Source organism: Variovorax atrisoli, from assembly GCF_014195185.1.
Lineage (GTDB): Bacteria > Pseudomonadota > Gammaproteobacteria > Burkholderiales > Burkholderiaceae_C > Variovorax > Variovorax atrisoli.
In genome coordinates, this window is the sequence record NZ_JACIBG010000003.1 from 722,385 (window position 1) to 739,648 (window position 17,264).

Consider the following 17,264-nt stretch of genomic DNA (forward strand, 5'->3'; position numbering starts at 1 on the left):
AACCATGAGCCACTTTTGTTTTCAACAATTATTTCCACAGTTATCCGGCGGTCTGGCACAATCTCAACCATGGTTAATGCACTCACCTACAGCGACCGGCTCCGGCTGGCCCTCTCCGAGCGAAAAATGTCACCAAGCGCCCTTGCGGCAGCTCTGGGAATCTCCGCGGCGGCCGTCAGCAAAGTGATGCTGGGCAGCAGCAAGACGCTGAGCGTCGAGAACCACATACGGGCGTCTCGAGTTCTCGGGATCAGCCCCGAGTGGCTGGTGGAGGGAGATGGGGAGATGGAGCCCGACACCGCCCCGATTCCCGCCCAATCGGTAGCCAATGCTGAAGAAGCGGAGTTGGTCCAGATCTACCGGTCGCTGGGCGAGGCTCAGCAGGCAGCGATGCTCGCAATGGCACGCGGCCTCAAGAGCGCGAAGCGGTAGCGGCCATGTCCATTGGCAGTCGCATCCGAGAGCAAAGATGCGAGATTGGTTGGAGCCAGGTTCAACTGGCAGACGAGGCTGGTGTGACGCAGAGCGCCATCGGCAACATCGAGTCTGGTCTGAGGCAGCGCCCAAGGGAACTCGTATCCATCGCCAGGGCGCTGGGTGTCTCACCGGAGTGGCTGGAGACTGGCAAGGGGCCGAAGACCGAACGAGCGCCGCTCAAGCTCGTCGGAGCTGATGCCGAGCCGTCAATGCGAGCGCTGGTGGAGTACTTGGCCGAGATCGCCGCTCAGCAGCGACCAACTCTTCGAAAGAATTTGGCAAATCTGCTGGTGGATCTGGTTGAGCATCCGGAGGACACGGCACTCATTGAGCAGACCGTTGCGGACATTGAGCGGTTCTTTAGGCTGCCCGACGCCTAACCTGCGCGCAGCCCAAAATCGGCAGACAGTTGAGTCTGCCCCGTCGCCGAGGCGGCCTCGTTCTTCAAGCAGCGGATAGGCCAGTTCGACTCGGTCCCGGCGCCGCTGCCGCCGCGCGCGAAGAAGACTAAGGCGACCGAACCGCCGGCTACGGAGCCTGATGCGCCACCTCCGCCCGTCGATGACCTTTTCTAGGCCGCGACAATCGACCGTGAGCCAAGCTGAATTCTTCCCCTGCGAGCCCACCAGCCTCTACACGCCGGCCTAGTACAGCAGCACAGCGCGCGAGGAACGTGCCCTGCCGCTGACGCCGGGCGACTATAAGGTCACGCCTGGCCACAGCGCTGAGCGCTGGACAGTCACTTCCCTGAAGGATGGAGCGACCGTTTACAGCGGCATCGGGCCGGTCGAGATCCGGCGGGCGTAAGGGCCAGAACAGGGAAAACCATTGAGGAAAGATGGTTCTAGACATGCAAAACTGCATCAAACGGTCGCGACTCGACAGTAACCAAAAAATAGTTACAATACTTGGCCGTTCTGAACTAAGCTATGTCTAAACATGCAAAGGCGCTGGAGAAGCTGTGCAGAACACCACCTCCTGCAGATTTCAAGTGGGACGATCTGAGGACCGTGCTCGAAGGTCTGGGCTACGTCATGCTCAACGGCAGCGGCTCACGCCGAAAGTTCCACCACCCCGGGATCGGGGCCATCATCTCTTGCCATGAACCGCACCCGTCTCCAGATGTGGACAAGGGGTGCATTGTTGACATCGTGGCGCACCTCAAAGACTACGGGCTCATCTAGCAAACCATGACCAATATCCTTAAATACAAGGACTTCCAAGGAACCGCTGAAGTGGATGTCGAGCGTGGCGTCCTTCGTGGAAAGCTAATGTTCGTAACCGACTTGGTGACCTATGAGGCGGCCACAGCGCGAGAGCTTCAGTCTGAGTTTGAGGCAGCCATAGAAGACTACATTCAAACTTGTAAAGAGGTGGGGAAAGAACCTCAAAAATCCTTTACGGGACAGTTCAATGTCAGGATTGAACCCGAATGCCACAAGGCCGCAGTCATGCTCGCGGCCCACGATGGGCGCTCATTGAATGCTGTTGTGGCCGAGGCAATCCACGAGTATGTTAGTGCGCGAAATGGCATTCCGCGCAAGGTTGAGCATGTTCATCGAATAGTGCTTGAAGGAGAGATCAGTCAAGTGATCGCAACTTCGTCTTCTCCAGTTCGCTGGGAGAGCATCGATGTCCCAGTCCATTGAACCCAACCTCATCTCTCACGATCTCAAGGAGATCACCGAGATGTTGATTAAGCACCATGGCTTTCACGAAGGCTTGTATGAGATTGCCGTCGAGATAACGATTGGCGTCGGAGCCGTTGGTCCGACCCCAGACAATCAGATGCCAGGCGCGATGGTGGGCGTTAAGTCCATTGGACTTCGCCGGACAGATCAGGCCAACTATCTGACCGTGGACGCAGCAATGGTAAATCCAACCTCATCAGACTAGTCCAAAGTTGAGGATTCAATTTCCAAAGCCGCCCTTGAGGCGGCTTTTTCATGGGTGCTCACCCCGCGACTTCTCCAACTCGGCCACTGGGTTTGCCCCAAAAAAATAAGCCTCGCAGCGTCTGAGACATTGCCAAAATCTCAGAAAGCCTGAAGCTGCGCAAGGCTCGAACCCACGATAGTGTGCAGCGCTCGATCCCACTGCTCCCGATTGATTGCATCGACCTCCGATGCGGAGGCTGCGCACCTAGTTATCTTAGGCGTGCTCGCTGGAAACAACCGAACTGCCACAGACTTAGACAAGGGCACAGAGAACCCCGCACCAAGCCGGTCTTGTGGAATAGGTGTGTCCCCGATCACAAACGTGCTCCCAAGCGGAGCATCGAGGACCAACATAGACAACGCTTCAAGTTGAGTCTGAATGATGGGGTGCGCTTTTAGCGCCTCTTGCTCCGGCAACTCTGGATCCCAAGGAGGAAGATCAAGTAGTGCAAGCACTGCTCCGGCCAACTGCTCAATCGGCGCCGATACTAGTTGTCCATGAATATTTTCCGCCTCCGACGCGCCAACACCATATGTCACCAGCTTTTGCGCAAAGTCCTCTTTCGAGAGCCACGGCGCAGTCATGAACGTGACTCCCAACTCCTTGGACAAGCGAAAGCCACGCCGCATGACATCAGGATGTCGGCAGGCTTGAAGTGCCAAGGCAGCACAGAGTTCCTTGCGGTCGGCGTCGCTCACCTGTGCAGCAGGCACAACGAATCTTCGAAGCACCGCAGCGTGCTTTTTTTCAAGCACGGACAATTGATTCTCAATTTCGTCCGAAGCGATCCAGTCGTTGTCGTAGACCGTATAAAGCCAGTCAGATTGCATGACATTGCCAACCGCAACTGGCCGGGCAATCCCATCTCGACGGCCGAACAACTGCCCGGTGCCGCTACGAAAACCTCGCAGCCAGAACCTCGGAATGAAATGATGGTTTTGCTTCAGCTCAGTCAAGTGCAGATCCTTCCTTTGTGCGCAACAGTCTAGTCCGAGTTCCGCGTGTAGGAATCAAGCATAGCTACCACCGCCCATCCAACACGATCCTCGACACCTCCATCCGCGCCAGCCGCGGCCAGAGATCGAACTCCATCGCGACGTAGTCGGCGCATTTGCGGAGCAGCGCTTCACCGCTCGTGCTGTACAGGTCAGCGCACACCGTCAGCTCGACCGGGGCAATGAAGTCTCGGGGCCACCTCGTCGTAGCGTGAACATGATCCATGTGCTGCCTCACGGCATGCGCGACGGCGATCGCATAAAGCTCGCCCCAGCCACGCCGACGAAACTCCGGCGCGATCCATGCCTGGTCGAGTTCCAGTTCCAGCTCGACCTCGTCTTCTAGATCGAATGCATCGACAGCCCACTTCAGGCTGAAGGACACGAAGCCCACCGCGTTGATACCGGTGCGTTCCGTGATGACGGCCAGCAGATCAGTGGTGAGATAGGCGCGGACTGCGAAACGACCGGAGCGCAGCTCATGCCCCTCCTCCGAGTACAGATCGAGGCTTGTTCCGAGCGCTCGAAGATTTACCTCTCGCAGCGGCGCTGCACTCAGCGGGCTGACCCCTTCCTCCGTCTTGTACGTCTCGTCAGCAGCATGCAGTTCGCGCAGTTGCTGAGCCCACCTTCGCATTTGCGCGCAGTGCCGCGTGACGATGTAGACGATTCCCTGTGCGTCCTCTGGCATGTCCTCCTCGTCCCAGGCGACGCGGGAGAACGCATCCGGGTAGACCGGCTCGACCGGCTTGAGCAGCCGCAGGAATAGAGGATGGCGACGGCCGCGAGGTTCAGGCATGCGCTCTTCTAGCGCGGATCCTCGGAAAGCTTGAACACGGGCTTTTCTGTCGTGATTTCCCCAACTGACAAGTCATGGCTCTGAACAAGAAACCACCGCGATGACCCCGAATGCTACGCTCCGATGCTCAACAACATCGGAGGGCAAATGAGGAACATGCTTCGCGGGATTCTTGTCGCGGTCATCCTTCAAACAGGGCTAGGTGTCGCTGCTGCGGCAACGATCGAAGAGGTTGCCACCGACATCTCACCCGCTTTCATTGGCCCATCAAATCGTCTGTGGGCTGTAAAGAAAACGTCCCCTACGGACCCAACATTCCGGGTTGTCTACTCCACAGACAACGCCGCTACCTGGGTCAACTTCGGAAGCCCGCTCCCTACCGACATTACCGAAGTACCGTCATCAATTTTTGTGCATTCGAGCGGGTCTGTTTTCGTTGCCGAGGCCCCCAAGGCCTGCTCTGGGGCACGGATCTTTCGGATGGACACAGGTGGCCAGCTGAGCGTCATCAGAAATCTCGATGTCACCGCAACTGTTCTTCCCTGGGGTTGGACCGAGGACGGTGCACAAAACCTCTATGCAGCTCAATACGGCGTTCGGATTGATGCTCCATGCGCCACCGGTCATCCGGTCAACGTCTCGTATGTACTAAAGATCGCCGAGCCATCTGGCGTCCCCTCGGGTACGGCGGGTACTACCAGCAGTTGGTCCTGGCCGAACTGCGGAACTTCGCCGCAAGATTGCTTCGCTGCATGGATTGCTCCGGTAGGCGCCGCTTCAGACCTCCATATCCACAATCTTCGATTTGATCCGAACAGAAGCACCTTCGTGATCAACTCCGGCGATTCGCCGCGCGCAACGATGACCTGGAATGGGAATTTGGCGACGACACCGAGCCTCCTCCCAAACTGCTGCTCGGATGGATTCTTGCTCACAGGCTTCACGGGCTCGGCGCCAATGTCAGATGCGCTCTACGTGGGTGACGATTGGACTGCAAATCCCGGAGGTCGAGGAAACAGCATACGCAAACTGCTGTGGTCCGGCAGCAATCTGGTCCCGCCAGCCAATCGATCAGCGAGCATCGTCTATACGATGCAAAACAGCTTCGATACGCCGATCTGGGACGTTCATTCCAGCAGCGATCTGGAGCTGTGGTTCGTGAACTACGACGAGGCAACAGCATCAGAGCCCGCTGTCCGGCTTTCGGGCCTGCATGTCCTGCGGCGGACTGTACCTTCCTACCCAAACTTCGCGACCCCTGCCATCACCGTGGCCAGTGCTCAATCTAGCTGGAGAAACTTTCGCTACATTGCCGCGGATAGATTCAGTCAGATCCCAGGCGATATGCCGTACATCTTCGTTCAGGCTCTTCACGACGACCCCAATCCGGCGAACAGGTACACCGTGCTCATGAGGATCAGCCGAAACTAGCTCGAACTGCATAACGGTTCTAAGCCCGCCTCGCGCGGGCTTTGTCATTCCCGGGGCCGGAATCGAACCGCCATGTTTGCGCGAACCGTCTGCGCAACGGCCCCAGCCGCGCCCCGGAGCTACCCGTTGGGGAGGTAGTAGAACTCGAACCCGTGATCTCGGAGATTCAGGAAGTCAGCGATCCCCCGCTCATCGCCCAAGCTTCGCAGCTTCTCGATGCTTACCTTTTGGGCATCCAGATGGTGCTTTCCCATTTCGAAGGCGCCAACGCCGAACGCCTCTGCAAGGTCGTGGCTCTCCCCGCTCGTCGCTGCTAGAAACACCGTGGTCACGACTGTCGCGCCAGGCTCAACTTCCGCGTAACGCTGGGCGCCGTATTCAAGCGACTCAGCGATGTCCTGCGAGAACGGCCCGATGCCGATTACTTGTGCGTCTAGTCCCATGGCCTAAATGTACCTGCGGGTCACAGGGCGCCTGCGAGACCCTTCATGTCGTTCAGCAGGGGCTCGGAGAACCGCCCTGTGAGCCGATGTCCTGCGGTGGGGGATTTTGAGTCCCCTGTTCTTTAGGCCGCGGCTCGATCCCTATCGCGACAAATGCGAAATCCGGCTAGGCTACCTCCACTGGAGGCGGAAATGCTGGAACTGCTCGATACGGGTCGGATTGCGCACAAGCTTGGAAAATGGCGCTGGACCGCCTATTTCGCTACTGGACTATGCCTGTTCTTCTTCGGCTGGGGCATCGCCGAGCTGCTAATGGTCCCCAGCCTCATGAGCCCGGCCACTGCCACTGATTCATCTTTCGCGTTCTGGACGTTTGCTTCCTTCTCGCTGGCGTCACTGCTCTTGATCCTCTACAGCTTCTGGCTCTGCTACACCGACGAGATGCATGGCGCCTATATCGAGATCGCCGAGCGCTATCGCACTCACGGCTGGTAGAGAGCCCTACCCTTCGAATCGAGCCCCCATGGTGCGGGCTTTTTCATACTTGGTAGTCGAACTCCACTTGAAGGCTATGCGTGAAGAGGATTTCAAGCCCCTCCTTCACGTTTCCTCACCAATAGAGCTACCGCCGGCTACGAACATCACGATCAACCTGGAGCCCATAAATGGCGAGCACTGCAGAGCCGCAATCCCCCGACCATCTCAATAGAGGAGCCTTCCTGGCTGCAATGGAGAGCAACATCGAGGTGCTCGCAAAGGTGCCGTCAGATCGCTTGGCTACCCCGAGAGTCATCGCGGTTGATGCTCAATGGGGCGACGGAAAGACTTGGATCGCAACCGAATTGGCACGGCGACTTCGCGGGCCCGACGGGACCCGGCCAGTGGTCTCCATCGATGTCTTTCGGTATGACCACCATGATGATCCGTTCGCGGTGATTGCGGCAGCGATCTATGAAGCACTCAAGCCGACCTCAGCCGTAAAGAAGAAATTCCTGGAAGCGGCGGGAGCAGTGCTCAAGAGCGCAGCTCCAGTCGCGGCGAAAGCCGGGATTACCCTCGGCGTCCGAGCCATAGGACTCTCCGTGGACGACACTGACGAGCTAGCCAAAGGCGCTGTAGGTGCGCTCAAAGAAAGCGCAGGGTCGTTCTCGGAAAAGGCCGTGGAGAAGCTCTTCGCATCCTATTCTGCAACTGAACGCATCCAGAAGAACTTCATGCAGATGCTCAGCGAGTTGACCGGCAAGCTGGGGCATCCATTGGTTGTACTTGTGGATGAACTCGACCGATGCCGCCCCTCATTTGCGCTGGAGGTACTCGAACGAATTAAGCATCTTTTCGGTGCGGAGAACGTCGTTTTCGTGCTTTTCTGGAATTCTCAATCGATTCACGAGTCCATTCGGCACACCTATGGTCGTCGTACTGACGCCACGAACTACCTCTCGAAGTTTGTCGCATTTAGTGTGCCGCTCCAATTAGAAGGGGTAAGGGGCAACAATCTTGGAAGCAGATACGAAAGCTTCATCCGGGCCATGGGGGAAATGTACCTGCCAAGTGCCGTAGACAGCTACGAATTCCGTTCTGCGATGGTGCAGGCGAGCGGTGTTTTAAATCCTAGTCTTCGTCACATTCAGAAGGCAATACAGCTAGCGGCGCAGATAGGCATTCTGAGCAACGATCAATGGTCAAGTCTTTCTGCCTATCTCATTCTGCTAAAAACAATCGACGAATTGCGATTCAGCAAATTGCTTGCACTTGACCCAGTCGCTGCAGGAAAAGAAGCCGCTCAGTTCGAGGTGGCGTGTGAGTACAGAAATCCAGATGAAATGAATCATCTGCACGCGATCATGGCGTATCTTGCAGATCGAGCTCGCTTTGACAGCGTCTTGCATTCGCTCAGCAGCGGAGTCACTAAACCAGACAGCCTGCCAATTTACGACCGGCGAGTGCTTTCAGAAACCGACCGGGGAAGACTTGTTCCCCAGTTCCAACGCTATTCGCAAGGATTGTTCCGAACTTTGACTGCCAAGTGAATGTGCCTGGTCATCTACCTTACTACGTATCAAGAGTTGCCTGCTTTATGCAAGCGCTGTCACGCCCCGCAACCCCATTAACCTTGTGCCGAGCACCGAGCCAGACGGCCAAGTTGAGCCGACTGGGCTATCAAGCTTCCAGTCGCTAAGGCTGCGTTTGCGAATAGACGATCAATTGCCACCTGATCGGTGATACCGATGTGTGCTGCCGATGGTTCTGAGGAGGCAACGTATGGCCTCCAGCAATCGAGATCTCATCGCCGCAGTTTGTGCACCGGTAGATGCCTGGATGAGGTGCAGCAACGCCGGGATTGTGCAGTGCGTCGAATGCAGCGTCGTTAGATTGCACGAGCACCTGCGCGTACTTGTATAGCGCCATTTCGTCCTCCTCGCCCCCAAGGGCAGCGCCACTCTCCTCCGGATCGTTCCCGGCTACTAGAGGGTTTGTGCCGAGCACGCGCCCCTGCCCACCGCTATCCCTCGTGTTGATGGCAATATCACGGGTGTGATCTCGGGACCCGAGCGGATGCTCGGTTCGACTTGCGATCACGATCACGATCACGATCACGATCACGATCACGATCACGATCACGATCACGATCCTCGCCAATCTGACCATGGAATCGATCCAACACCGCCCATTTGCGGCCTGGGACTTCGCGACCCGTTTCACCCTCGGGCAGGTGGCGCTATTGATCATTGGCGTGGACCCAGCAATCGCGACCGACGACGACCGAAAAAGATGCGTTGCAGTCGCCCAGCGCATGAACCTCAGCTATGTTCGCGCAGTCGCCGCCGGACTGCTCTTTCAGCCTCCCGACGATAAAGAATTTCTGCCCCCCGCAGAATCACTACTGACGGTTGAATTCAGAGAAATGCTCGGTCGAGCCATCAGGTGGAAGGATGCAAGGGATTTCAAGCGCTGGCTTAACACTGGTGGGGCATCCGTCAACGGACAGACATTCTTGCGCGAAGACATAGCAACCTGGCTCAACGCAGTCTCTCTCGAAAGCCACTACAGCTTTAGCTTTGCAACGAAGAAAAGTGAGTCGAAGGAAGAGTTGGGCCGCCCGTTAGGCAGCAAAGAACGCACAAATCTATTAAACCTCTCAGGAGCGCTACTTGCTCTTCTCCTTGAGCCTGGATCCGACGGGCGATCAAGATCAGGGTTCAAAGATGAAGCAGCAGTCAAAGAGGCAATTCTGCTTCGTCACCCCAAAAAGAGCGGATTGTCCTCTCGCACACTCGACGCACGGTTTCCGGAGGCACGTCGCAGCCTAGAAAGCGACTAGCGGTTCACCGCAGTTTCGCTACTCAACCGCAATTGCGGTGACTGAGTTCAAGCTTCAAGCGACAGTCCGGACATGCCGTTCGGACAGACCCGCACTCATGCATCAGCTAGACACTGTCGGCGGAGCGCTGGGCGCCGCTCGCAAATCTTGGCGAAACATTTCCCCCTGATATTGCAAGCAGGTGCAGGCAATTTGCGAGGAGGGGAAGCCGTTCAAACAAAGAGAACCTTACTGCTTGCCCTTAGTGTTGCGACCTTCAGAGCCGTTTACAGCGATTTCCAAAGCCTCGATCCGGCGCCGCAATTCATCTTGCGCGGGGTCGCCGACGTCAAGTTTCGATGCCCTCATCTTGAGTCCTTGCAGCGCGAGCCAGCGAAACGCCATTTCATTCGTCATACCCATCGCTACAGCGACCTGCTCGATCTGCTGCTTCACGTCATCGTCCACTTCGACTTCATAGACGTGGCGCCCCGTCGGGTACACGGCAATTTCAGCACCAATTTCTGGCACGCCTTGCCCTCGCAGGAGCCAATCAAACGAAACCGCGAGAGCCTTTGCCAACTTCGCCGCCACTTCAGGGCGTGGCGAGGTGCGCCCCGACTCGTATCGGCTGATCTGAGCAGCCGCAACGCCGCTCACCTCAGCCAGTTCTTGCTGGCTCCAGCCGTGTCCGGATCGCGCTCTGATGAGCCGCTGCGCGAACGTCTCAGGAAAATTGGTCATGAATGATCTTGAACAGTATTGACTAGTAGATATTTGCCATGCAGAATGACGAACATCGACTCTTCAATACCAATTAATACGGATGGGATTTTATGACGATGCGAGCAAAGCAGAAACCAAACATTGCCGTGCGCCTGCCCGACGATCTGCAGGCGTACTTGGTGCGGAAGGCTGCGGAAGGTTTTCGCAGCCTCACCGGCGAAATCACGATGCGCCTCGAACGCACTCGAGAACTTGATCAGCAACCAAGGCATAAGGGACAGCAATGAGCAACCTCGCCCCCCTGGTTACCGCCAGCGCTGTCACCATGACCAGCCTCGAACTGGTTGAAGTCATCAATAGCGAACGCGGGGAAGCAGGCGCGAAGCTGGCGCACTCCGACTTGCTCAAGAAAGTGCCTCAGGTGCTTGGCCGAGACGCAGGAAATTTTTCCTCCGTCTATCGCGGTGGTAACGGCCAAGAGCGCCCCTGCTACCGCTTCCCCAAGCGCGAGGCATGCCTGATGGCCATGAGCTACAGCTACGAATTGCAGGCCAAGGTCTTCGACCGCATGAGCGAACTGGAGACGGTGACTGCCGGTGGCCGCTTCTACGTGCCGCAGACCATGCCGGAGGCCTTGCGTCTGGCTGCCGATCTCGCCGATCAAAACAAGGTGCTGACCGAGCAGGTCGAGACTATGACGCCGAAGGTCGAGGCCCTCACCCGGATCGCCCTGGCTGATGGCTCTATGTGCATCCAGTCCGCGGCCAAGCACCTGCAGATCCAGCCGAAAAAGCTGTTTCTCTGGCTGAGCGAGCACGAGTGGATTTACCGCCGCGCCGGTGGCACTGGTTGGCTGGGCTATCAGAGCCGCATCCAGTCCGGCTTGCTCGAACACAAGGTGACCACGGTTGAGCGCAGCGACGGCAGCGAAAAGATGGTCGAGCAGTGCCGCATCACGCCGCGAGGCCTGTCCAAGCTCGCAGAGTTACTCAACGAGAAGGAGGCCGCATGAAGCGCTGGGAAAGACGTGACGCGCGTCACTCTCCCGCAAAGCGCAGCCGAAGAATCAAATTCAATTGCACCAGAAAAGGCGAAGTCGCCATGCGCTTGGACCCGCATGACGACTTCTGTGACCCGAAACCCCTCTAACAAGGAACGAATCATGACGAATGATGCCACGCTCGCGCCGGCGGGCGCAACCGAGCCTCCACGGCCCCCGAGGGCACCTGCGCCGCTCCACCTAGTGGCAGCGCCTTCGAGCGCCCCCGAACAATTGGTCCACCTGCTCGACCAGGCGGCCACCGTCGCGGCACTGCTGACGCACAACTTCGGCGGCGACGGCTCGTTCGACGAGCCGAGCGATGCACCCGGCCTCGCCGGCATGGTGGACTGCGTCACCAGTCTCCTCGCGACGGCCAATGCACGAGCTGCAGGCCTGGGCGCAACTGAAACGGCCCAAAAGGCGATCCTGCACGCCAGCTCGATTGCCGAACACCTTTCGGCCAGTTCTCGTGACGAGCTGTACGGCGGCCAGCGTGGCTTCCGCCTGGGCGACCAGTTTTTGTCGATGTGCTACTGGACAGTGGAACAGCACGCCCAGCGCGCCATCGACGACCTGAACGCCGGCGGGGTGCGAGCATGAACGCCGTACTCGAAAGGGCCCGCGCCAAGGCCAAGCCGAAGGCCGAGAAGAGCGCGCTGCAGGCCCGGCTGGACAAGATCTTCAACAACCTCAAGCTAGGACAGGAGAAGCTGCAGCTCGCCCACCATTCCGTCGGGCTGACGGATCCGGGCGACGCACCGGAGATACTTCTGCGAGCGGTCATTGAAGACATGCTGCCGCCGGCCATCGCGCCGATGTACCGCCAACCCCTCACCCGGGCGGATGTGGACGCAGCCTACACGGGCATGTTCACGTCGCTCGCCGCAATCGACGGCGTGATCGCCCTGTCGCTCGGGCACGTGATCGAATCCACGTTGCGCGATGCCTGGGTGCTGCTCGATGAGGCGAACAGCCTGATGGACCTCACCGGTATTTCGGGACTGCCGGAAGCTGTGGACACCACTGAAGCCGATTTCCTGCGAGGTCGCGACATTGCGATCAAGATGATCGACGAGGGCAGCGCACTCACCGGTGAGCGCGAATGCTATCGCCGCCACCGCGATCCCGGCACCGCACAGTACAACTTCGTCAACGGCTACCTCTCGGACATCACCGCTCACCCCGAACTGCGCGCTGGATTCGCTTCTGTGCTGTCTCAGATGATCGGCGGAGGCGAGAGCTTCGATGGCAGCTACTTCAAGCAACTGACGCTCGCTGAAACCCTCGCCGGGGTTCCTGGTGAAGATGGTACGCAGCAACTTGATGGGGAAGCAGCCAAGCCGTCGTCCGAGGTAACGCCTGCAGCCTTCGAAGCACTTGGCATCTACGAGGGCCCGTACTTCATGGTCAGCGAAGTCATCGGGATTATTGAGTCTCGACTCTCAGACATCGGAACCGACCTGCTCCACGGCGCCAAGACCTGCGCAGAGAAGGCCAAGGAGGTCCTGAGTGCTGGCGTGAAGGCCCGAGATGTCCAGATGTGCGAAGACGCGTCCGCTCCCCTGGCCGTGGCTACAGCAGTGCTGGAGGCCTCGCTTGAAGCGGACGACGACGTGGCGCTGTGGGGCGCGTTGCGCCTTCTCAAGCTCGCCCACGACACCCTCGATGAAGCGGGGGCGCAGGGGGTGGCAGCATGACGAAGCAGGTGCATGCCCCAGGTGTGCTGGTCAGCCAAGAGCTTGACGCGGACTGCTTCACCGGCACGGCCGAGGATCTCGTCGCCGCCGGCCTCGTGCGAATGGAGCAGTTGCCCGGACAACCAGGCAACGGCACTACGACGATGTCGTTCCGGGCGGATGGCACCCGCGTCCGCAAGGGAACGCCGGGCGCGTGCCGAGCGGTTGGCTATCTGAGGATTCGCAAGGTGAGCCGCCTGCTGATCTGCGTGGAGCGTGGCGTCGGTGATGAAGAGCATCGGCGTCGTCGGCAGGCCTGGTTCGAAGCACTCCACCGCGAGCGCGAGGAACAGCGTGAACTCGCCCGCTCGTGGCCCTTCCCCATCGTCTGCGGGAGGCCGGTATGAGCACGACGACCACACGGAAGCCTACCCTCCGCCTGGTGTCCAAACCGGCGATCAAGATCGACGCCGATATGGTGGCCTACAACGTGATGGAGCACATTGATGCGCACTTCCCGGCCATCTGGAGCGCAGTTCCCGTGAGCGCACGGGCGAGCATCCGGAACGCCGTCGTGAAGGCTGTGGTTGCAGAGGCCTCGCGAAGTGGAGCATCCGCGTGACTGCAGCGGAGTTCTTCTTGACAGACCCTGAACTTGCGAAGCTCACCGGCTTCAAGATCAAGTCGAAGCAGATCGAGTGGCTTCGCGGCCAGGGTTTGCCGTTTCGCGTGAGCGCTACCGGCCACCCGGTCGTCACCCGCTCTGCCGTCGAAGGCCGAGCAGACGACACTCCAGACAGCGACGGGTGGACGCCCGGATTGATCGGAGCTTGAGCATGGGTCGTAAGCCATCGCGGTGGGCCAACCTGCCGCGGGGGATGCGCGCGCGTCCGCGCGGCAACCTCATCCACTACTACCTCGACACCGGCGGCAAGCCCCGAAAGGAAATCCCGCTGGGGTCCGACTACGCCCTTGCGGTGAAGCGCTGGAGCGAGTTGGCCTCCAAGCCGAAGCCCGCCTATGCGCCGCCTGTCACCGAGGGCACGCTCGCGGCCGTGGCTAAGGCCTACCGGCGCGACATCCTGCCCACGAAGGCGCCCAGGACCCGCCGCGACAACGAGAAGGAACTGGAGTGGATCCTGAAGTTCTTCAACACTCCGCCGGCACCGCTCGACAAGATCGAGCCGAAGCACATCAACCAGTACCTGCACTGGCGCGTGAAGGAGGCCGTGAAGATCGCCGAAGCCCAGAACGCCGAGCGCGTGAAGAACGGCCGCAAGATCGTGCCGATCCCGGCGAAGTGGGGCCAGGTGCGCGCCAACCGCGAGAAGGCGCTGATCTCACACATGTGGAACTACGCGCGGGCCAACGGCTTCACGAAGCTGTCGAATCCGTGCGCCGGCATCAAGGGTTTCCGCGAGACAGCCCGGGACGCCTACGTCGATGACGGCATGCTCAACCGGGTGCTGGAGCACTCATGCGAGCCCCTGCGCTTCGCCCTGCGCCTTGCGCACATCACCGGCCAGCGGCCGGCCGACGTGCTCGGCATGAGCGAGGACCACATCCGCGGCGAGTACCTGCGGGTGCGTCAGGGCAAGACTCAGGCGAAGCTGCGGATCGTGGTGGAGAACGCGCTGGAAGAACTGATCGAGGAGATCCGCGTGTTCAAGGCGGCCAGGCCTAAGCAGTCGGCCCCGCTACTGGTGAACGAGCGCGGCGCTCCGATGACGGCCGCGATGCTGCGCAAGCGCTTCGACAAGGCCAGGAAAAGCGCGGGCATCGACATCACCACGTTCCAGTTTCGTGACCTGCGCGCAAAGGCGGCCACGGATACCGACGAGTCGGCCGGCATCAAGGATGCGCAGACCCTGCTGGGCCACTCGACCGAGGCGATGACTTCGAAGTACATCCGCCATAAAGTCGGCAAGAAGGTGCGGATCGCAGCCTCCAAGAAGGAACCCAAATAGCCGCGGGATTTGTTCCGCAATTTCCAAGACACCCGCATGGATGCTGGGTTTCAAGACCCCTCATTTTTGCGGTTGCGGAACAAAATCTGAAGGTAAGTTGTTGATTTTTCTCAGGTTTCCCTTGGACTCTTAATCCGTAGGTCGAGTGTTCGAGTCACTCAGGGCCCACCACCAACACCAAAAATAGCGCGGTCTCCGCGCTATTTTTTTGACTAAGCCTCCTCCGATCATTCCGAGGAGGCTTTTTCTTTGCCCGGCCGACATGCGGCTAGGTCACGAGCAAGACCCGGGCGCGCTTTACTGATGACGCACGATCCACTCGTCGACGCAACGCTCCAGTAGATCCCCTCTCTCCACGACTTCGGCGGCCAAGTATTGGCGCGCGTGCGCCTGTGCCAGTTCACTCGACAGGAACCATTGCTCGCGGTCGGGGTTTCCCTGCGGCGGGGGCGCTCCCCAGGCAGCTGTGCCCAGGTAGGCCTCTGTGACCGGCAGGCGCCCGTCGGTCCTGCCGAGATCCGAGAGCGCATCGCGCACACCGCCAAGGACGATGCGCACCTGCACCACGTCCTCGTCCGCCTCGATCGACGCGCCAAGCCCGCCCTCCTGATGCACCTGCCACAGCTGCGCTGCCGAAGCATTGCGCACCCAGCTCTCCAACGCTCTCTTCAAGCTTTCGAGAATGATTTCTTTGTTCATGAGGAAATATTTCACGATTTACTCCATCAGCTACATGCCGCTTGCCCCGGAGTTACAAGTGGCCTCCATGCGACGTGGCATCTTGCTCCTGCTGTCACGCATCGAACAAGAAAGACCCAGGGATAGCAACTTCGAAGCCGTCAAGGCTCGTTCGGCCCGCTCATGCGGGTATTTTTTTGCGCGCTCTACGCCGGCTTCGACTCGCGCCGTCCAACGCCGACGAATGTGCCCGGCTCGGAGCCATGCTTTCGGGCGTAAGCTATATTGCCTCCCATGGAAAAGGCGTCCGACATAGGCAAACCCACCGTCCCCATCGACCTGATCGGGCCGGACCACTGGCCCCGTTCGAAGCGCGGCTCCAATCGAACGACACGAGTCGTCCTGGCGATCGTCGGTGGCCTGGCTGCCGCTGGGGTGATCGCCTATCGATTCTTCGGCATCGGGCGCTGACCAGCGGTCTTTCGCACGAACAAGAAAAGCCCGCCGTCCGAAGGACAGCGGGCTTTTTTCATGAGCGCGAGCCAGGACGACCGTCATTGCTCCGCCTCTATTGCAGCCGCGAGCCCTTGGGCAACCGCTTCGCCAGCCACTCGTGCACGTCCGCGCGGATGTTGCGGCCTTCCAGCAGGAAGTTCTCGTAGCGGCTCGGCACATACGGCAGGTAGACCAGAGGCATGCCTGCTTCCTCCGGCGTGCGCGCAGCCTTGCGGTTGTTGCAGACCGCGCATGCGCTCACGAGGTTGGTCCAGGTCCACGGACCTCCGCGCGATTCGGGCAGCACGTGCTCGCACTGCAGGTCGCGCTCGTGGAAGACGCCTGCGCAGTAGGCACAGGTGTAGCGGTCGCGACGCAGCAGCTTGCTCTTGGTGACGCTCGGAATCACTTCGAAGAGGTTGATCTTCGATGCGCCGCGCAGCGCAATGATCGGCGCGACCTCGATGCGCGACTGCACGCCGCGCGCCACGTTGAATCCACCGCGCAGCGTGGCCAGCGGCTGGTCGCCGTCTTCCCAGGCGACCGAGCCGGTCGCGTAGTGCAACACCGCCTGCTCCAGCGAGATCCAGGCTTGCGGCGTGCCCTGAATATCGAGTTGCAGGACGTGAGGGTGCATGAATCGCCTCCTTTCGCGGCGAAGGTTGCAGGGTTGGTGAATGAAGGAACGAAGCCATGGGGTGCGCGAACGGAATCGAACCGTCGTCAGCGGGACCACAACCCGCGGCTCTGCCATTGAGCTACGCGCACCATGAAGAAGAAGCAGCGGATGCCTGTCGGCTCACCACTCGCCGACTGCGCGGACGCGCTGGTCGAGATCGAGTCCGTCGGGCTGCTGCGGCTCGCGCCCCGGCTGGCCCTCATCGCCACGGAGTGCTCCGGCGCTGAAACCGAAGCGCCGGGCAAGTGCCAGCATGGTGGTGCGTTCACGCGGCTGCGCCGGGCGCACGTTGATCATCCGGATCGGGGTGTTGCGCTTGCGCATGGTGACTACTCCCTGGTGATGTGACAGCGGAAAAGGAACGAAAAGAATCTGGCCCCACGTGCACGACTCGAACGTGCAACCCCTTGCTTCGTAGGCAAGTGCTCTGATCCATTGAGCTAACGCGGGCGGCAAGACAAAAAAGTGTCCGGTTACGAGTTCCGGCGCCGCTCAATCTTTGCGGCCGGTTTCCACGGGAGGGCCATCTGCATGGCCCCGTCCCGCTCGGGTTCGGTCATGTCGTCGTTCGAGAAAACGGCAGTCCGCTTTCCATTTCGGTTGTGTCCTCACGCGAC

26 protein-coding genes and 2 tRNA genes are annotated in these 17,264 nt (G+C 59.5%); 18 read left to right on the top strand and 10 right to left on the bottom strand.

The window, feature by feature from the left end; all coding sequences use genetic code 11:
• The first annotated feature begins 69 nt into the window (after positions 1 to 69).
• The 5 genes from FHY06_RS14575 to FHY06_RS14595 all read left to right on the top strand — a co-directional run bounded on the left by FHY06_RS14575 (position 70) and on the right by FHY06_RS14595 (position 2,373).
• On the top strand, positions 70 to 432 hold the full coding sequence (locus tag FHY06_RS14575) for a helix-turn-helix domain-containing protein (protein ID WP_184605589.1): 363 nt from the start codon (positions 70 to 72) through the stop codon (positions 430 to 432).
• 5 nt (positions 433 to 437) lie between these two features.
• On the top strand, positions 438 to 857 hold the full coding sequence (locus FHY06_RS14580) for a helix-turn-helix domain-containing protein (protein ID WP_184605590.1): 420 nt from the start codon (positions 438 to 440) through the stop codon (positions 855 to 857).
• 549 nt (positions 858 to 1,406) lie between these two features.
• The gene (locus FHY06_RS14585) at positions 1,407 to 1,661 is read left to right on the top strand and encodes a type II toxin-antitoxin system HicA family toxin (RefSeq protein WP_184605591.1); all 255 of its coding nucleotides are present in this window, start codon (positions 1,407 to 1,409) and stop codon (positions 1,659 to 1,661) included.
• Between the two features lie 6 nt (positions 1,662 to 1,667).
• A complete protein-coding gene (locus FHY06_RS14590) occupies positions 1,668 to 2,126 on the top strand; it encodes a type II toxin-antitoxin system HicB family antitoxin (protein WP_184605592.1) in 459 nt (152 codons plus the stop codon).
• Positions 2,110 to 2,373, top strand: coding sequence for a hypothetical protein (locus tag FHY06_RS14595; RefSeq protein ID WP_184605593.1), 264 nt, complete (start codon positions 2,110 to 2,112; stop codon positions 2,371 to 2,373). The genes FHY06_RS14590 and FHY06_RS14595 overlap by 17 nt, the downstream gene beginning before the upstream one ends.
• Positions 2,374 to 2,513: 140 nt before the next feature.
• On the opposite strand, the gene FHY06_RS14600 is transcribed toward FHY06_RS14595, so the two are convergent.
• Complete coding sequence (locus FHY06_RS14600) at positions 2,514 to 3,371, bottom strand: DUF4238 domain-containing protein (protein WP_184605594.1); 858 nt, start codon at positions 3,369 to 3,371, stop codon at positions 2,514 to 2,516.
• 64 nt (positions 3,372 to 3,435) lie between these two features.
• Positions 3,436 to 4,209: a hypothetical protein gene (locus tag FHY06_RS14605; protein WP_184605595.1), complete on the bottom strand. Its 774-nt coding sequence runs from the start codon at positions 4,207 to 4,209 to the stop codon at positions 3,436 to 3,438.
• Positions 4,210 to 4,332: 123 nt separating this feature from the next.
• Between FHY06_RS14605 and FHY06_RS14610 the strand changes: the two genes are divergently transcribed.
• Entirely contained in the window at positions 4,333 to 5,640 is a 1,308-nt protein-coding gene (locus FHY06_RS14610; protein WP_184605596.1) for a hypothetical protein, read from the top strand.
• Positions 5,641 to 5,759: 119 nt separating this feature from the next.
• Here FHY06_RS14610 and FHY06_RS14615 read toward each other — a convergent pair whose 3' ends face one another.
• Complete coding sequence (locus FHY06_RS14615) at positions 5,760 to 6,083, bottom strand: hypothetical protein (RefSeq protein WP_184605597.1); 324 nt, start codon at positions 6,081 to 6,083, stop codon at positions 5,760 to 5,762.
• 192 nt (positions 6,084 to 6,275) lie between these two features.
• On the opposite strand from FHY06_RS14615, the gene FHY06_RS14620 reads away from it, so the two are divergent.
• Both FHY06_RS14620 and FHY06_RS14625 read left to right on the top strand, forming a co-directional pair.
• Complete coding sequence (locus FHY06_RS14620) at positions 6,276 to 6,578, top strand: hypothetical protein (protein WP_184605598.1); 303 nt, start codon at positions 6,276 to 6,278, stop codon at positions 6,576 to 6,578.
• A 170-nt stretch (positions 6,579 to 6,748) separates the two neighbouring features.
• Positions 6,749 to 8,113 (top strand): KAP family P-loop NTPase fold protein, encoded by a 1,365-nt coding sequence (locus FHY06_RS14625; RefSeq protein WP_184605599.1) that lies wholly within the window; start codon positions 6,749 to 6,751, stop codon positions 8,111 to 8,113.
• Positions 8,114 to 8,258: 145 nt separating this feature from the next.
• Here FHY06_RS14625 and FHY06_RS34735 read toward each other — a convergent pair whose 3' ends face one another.
• On the bottom strand, positions 8,259 to 8,705 hold the full coding sequence (locus tag FHY06_RS34735; protein ID WP_221404246.1) for a hypothetical protein: 447 nt from the start codon (positions 8,703 to 8,705) through the stop codon (positions 8,259 to 8,261).
• Positions 8,706 to 8,730: 25 nt separating this feature from the next.
• On the opposite strand from FHY06_RS34735, the gene FHY06_RS14635 reads away from it, so the two are divergent.
• Positions 8,731 to 9,405, top strand: coding sequence for a hypothetical protein (locus FHY06_RS14635; RefSeq protein ID WP_184605600.1), 675 nt, complete (start codon positions 8,731 to 8,733; stop codon positions 9,403 to 9,405).
• A gap of 228 nt (positions 9,406 to 9,633) precedes the next feature.
• On the opposite strand, the gene FHY06_RS14640 is transcribed toward FHY06_RS14635, so the two are convergent.
• Complete coding sequence (locus FHY06_RS14640) at positions 9,634 to 10,128, bottom strand: helix-turn-helix transcriptional regulator (protein ID WP_184605601.1); 495 nt, start codon at positions 10,126 to 10,128, stop codon at positions 9,634 to 9,636.
• A complete protein-coding gene (locus FHY06_RS14645) occupies positions 10,125 to 10,382 on the bottom strand; it encodes a hypothetical protein (protein WP_184605602.1) in 258 nt (85 codons plus the stop codon). Before FHY06_RS14645 ends, FHY06_RS14640 begins: the two co-directional genes overlap by 4 nt.
• Positions 10,383 to 10,393: 11 nt before the next feature.
• Between FHY06_RS14645 and FHY06_RS14650 the strand changes: the two genes are divergently transcribed.
• The 7 genes from FHY06_RS14650 (at position 10,394) to FHY06_RS14680 (ending at position 14,795) form a co-directional block, all read left to right on the top strand.
• Positions 10,394 to 11,122: a phage antirepressor KilAC domain-containing protein gene (locus FHY06_RS14650; RefSeq protein WP_184605603.1), complete on the top strand. Its 729-nt coding sequence runs from the start codon at positions 10,394 to 10,396 to the stop codon at positions 11,120 to 11,122.
• 150 nt (positions 11,123 to 11,272) lie between these two features.
• On the top strand, positions 11,273 to 11,752 hold the full coding sequence (locus FHY06_RS14655; protein WP_184605604.1) for a hypothetical protein: 480 nt from the start codon (positions 11,273 to 11,275) through the stop codon (positions 11,750 to 11,752).
• Positions 11,749 to 12,849, top strand: coding sequence for a hypothetical protein (locus FHY06_RS14660; RefSeq protein WP_184605605.1), 1,101 nt, complete (start codon positions 11,749 to 11,751; stop codon positions 12,847 to 12,849). The genes FHY06_RS14655 and FHY06_RS14660 overlap by 4 nt, the downstream gene beginning before the upstream one ends.
• A complete protein-coding gene (locus FHY06_RS14665; RefSeq protein WP_184605606.1) occupies positions 12,846 to 13,235 on the top strand; it encodes a hypothetical protein in 390 nt (129 codons plus the stop codon). The genes FHY06_RS14660 and FHY06_RS14665 overlap by 4 nt, the downstream gene beginning before the upstream one ends.
• Positions 13,232 to 13,450, top strand: a complete 219-nt coding sequence (locus FHY06_RS14670) for a hypothetical protein (protein WP_184605607.1) — start codon at positions 13,232 to 13,234, stop codon at positions 13,448 to 13,450. Before FHY06_RS14665 ends, FHY06_RS14670 begins: the two co-directional genes overlap by 4 nt.
• Complete coding sequence (locus FHY06_RS34835) at positions 13,447 to 13,662, top strand: DUF4224 domain-containing protein (protein WP_184605608.1); 216 nt, start codon at positions 13,447 to 13,449, stop codon at positions 13,660 to 13,662. The genes FHY06_RS14670 and FHY06_RS34835 overlap by 4 nt, the downstream gene beginning before the upstream one ends.
• Positions 13,663 to 13,664: 2 nt before the next feature.
• A complete protein-coding gene (locus FHY06_RS14680; protein WP_184605609.1) occupies positions 13,665 to 14,795 on the top strand; it encodes a tyrosine-type recombinase/integrase in 1,131 nt (376 codons plus the stop codon).
• A gap of 297 nt (positions 14,796 to 15,092) precedes the next feature.
• Here the strand turns inward: FHY06_RS14680 and FHY06_RS14685 are convergent, their stop codons facing one another.
• Positions 15,093 to 15,509 (bottom strand): hypothetical protein, encoded by a 417-nt coding sequence (locus tag FHY06_RS14685; RefSeq protein WP_311733691.1) that lies wholly within the window; start codon positions 15,507 to 15,509, stop codon positions 15,093 to 15,095.
• 258 nt (positions 15,510 to 15,767) lie between these two features.
• Here FHY06_RS14685 and FHY06_RS14690 point away from each other — a divergent pair, with 258 nt between their 5' ends.
• A complete protein-coding gene (locus FHY06_RS14690; RefSeq protein ID WP_019654686.1) occupies positions 15,768 to 15,944 on the top strand; it encodes a hypothetical protein in 177 nt (58 codons plus the stop codon).
• 97 nt (positions 15,945 to 16,041) lie between these two features.
• Here FHY06_RS14690 and FHY06_RS14695 read toward each other — a convergent pair whose 3' ends face one another.
• Entirely contained in the window at positions 16,042 to 16,605 is a 564-nt protein-coding gene (locus FHY06_RS14695) for an HNH endonuclease (RefSeq protein ID WP_019654685.1), read from the bottom strand.
• 57 nt (positions 16,606 to 16,662) lie between these two features.
• Positions 16,663 to 16,736, bottom strand: a tRNA-His gene (locus tag FHY06_RS14700).
• Position 16,737: 1 nt separating this feature from the next.
• Here FHY06_RS14700 and FHY06_RS14705 point away from each other — a divergent pair.
• Positions 16,738 to 16,995 carry a hypothetical protein gene (locus tag FHY06_RS14705; RefSeq protein ID WP_184605610.1) on the top strand — a complete coding sequence of 86 codons (258 nt, stop codon included), beginning with the start codon at positions 16,738 to 16,740 and terminating at the stop codon, positions 16,993 to 16,995.
• 25 nt (positions 16,996 to 17,020) lie between these two features.
• Here the strand turns inward: FHY06_RS14705 and FHY06_RS14710 are convergent.
• A tRNA-Arg gene (locus tag FHY06_RS14710) sits at positions 17,021 to 17,097 on the bottom strand.
• Positions 17,098 to 17,264: the final 167 nt, after the last annotated feature.

Bases quoted from the DNA above. Each gene is read 5' to 3' on its own strand.
- FHY06_RS14575 (WP_184605589.1), top strand. From the start codon at position 70: ATGGTTAATGCACTCACCTACAGCGACCGGCTCCGGCTGGCCCTCTCC.
- FHY06_RS14580 (WP_184605590.1), top strand. From the start codon at position 438: ATGTCCATTGGCAGTCGCATCCGAGAGCAAAGATGCGAGATTGGTTGG.
- FHY06_RS14585 (WP_184605591.1), top strand. From the start codon at position 1,407: ATGTCTAAACATGCAAAGGCGCTGGAGAAGCTGTGCAGAACACCACCT.
- FHY06_RS14590 (WP_184605592.1), top strand. From the start codon at position 1,668: ATGACCAATATCCTTAAATACAAGGACTTCCAAGGAACCGCTGAAGTG.
- FHY06_RS14595 (WP_184605593.1), top strand. From the start codon at position 2,110: ATGTCCCAGTCCATTGAACCCAACCTCATCTCTCACGATCTCAAGGAG.
- FHY06_RS14605 (WP_184605595.1), bottom strand. From the start codon at position 4,209: ATGCCTGAACCTCGCGGCCGTCGCCATCCTCTATTCCTGCGGCTGCTC.
- FHY06_RS14610 (WP_184605596.1), top strand. From the start codon at position 4,333: ATGCTCAACAACATCGGAGGGCAAATGAGGAACATGCTTCGCGGGATT.
- FHY06_RS14615 (WP_184605597.1), bottom strand. From the start codon at position 6,083: ATGGGACTAGACGCACAAGTAATCGGCATCGGGCCGTTCTCGCAGGAC.
- FHY06_RS14620 (WP_184605598.1), top strand. From the start codon at position 6,276: ATGCTGGAACTGCTCGATACGGGTCGGATTGCGCACAAGCTTGGAAAA.
- FHY06_RS14625 (WP_184605599.1), top strand. From the start codon at position 6,749: ATGGCGAGCACTGCAGAGCCGCAATCCCCCGACCATCTCAATAGAGGA.
- FHY06_RS14635 (WP_184605600.1), top strand. From the start codon at position 8,731: ATGGAATCGATCCAACACCGCCCATTTGCGGCCTGGGACTTCGCGACC.
- FHY06_RS14640 (WP_184605601.1), bottom strand. From the start codon at position 10,128: ATGACCAATTTTCCTGAGACGTTCGCGCAGCGGCTCATCAGAGCGCGA.
- FHY06_RS14645 (WP_184605602.1), bottom strand. From the start codon at position 10,382: ATGCCTTGGTTGCTGATCAAGTTCTCGAGTGCGTTCGAGGCGCATCGT.
- FHY06_RS14650 (WP_184605603.1), top strand. From the start codon at position 10,394: ATGAGCAACCTCGCCCCCCTGGTTACCGCCAGCGCTGTCACCATGACC.
- FHY06_RS14655 (WP_184605604.1), top strand. From the start codon at position 11,273: ATGACGAATGATGCCACGCTCGCGCCGGCGGGCGCAACCGAGCCTCCA.
- FHY06_RS14660 (WP_184605605.1), top strand. From the start codon at position 11,749: ATGAACGCCGTACTCGAAAGGGCCCGCGCCAAGGCCAAGCCGAAGGCC.
- FHY06_RS14665 (WP_184605606.1), top strand. From the start codon at position 12,846: ATGACGAAGCAGGTGCATGCCCCAGGTGTGCTGGTCAGCCAAGAGCTT.
- FHY06_RS14670 (WP_184605607.1), top strand. From the start codon at position 13,232: ATGAGCACGACGACCACACGGAAGCCTACCCTCCGCCTGGTGTCCAAA.
- FHY06_RS14680 (WP_184605609.1), top strand. From the start codon at position 13,665: ATGGGTCGTAAGCCATCGCGGTGGGCCAACCTGCCGCGGGGGATGCGC.
- FHY06_RS14690 (WP_019654686.1), top strand. From the start codon at position 15,768: ATGGAAAAGGCGTCCGACATAGGCAAACCCACCGTCCCCATCGACCTG.
- FHY06_RS14695 (WP_019654685.1), bottom strand. From the start codon at position 16,605: ATGCACCCTCACGTCCTGCAACTCGATATTCAGGGCACGCCGCAAGCC.
- FHY06_RS14705 (WP_184605610.1), top strand. From the start codon at position 16,738: ATGAAGAAGAAGCAGCGGATGCCTGTCGGCTCACCACTCGCCGACTGC.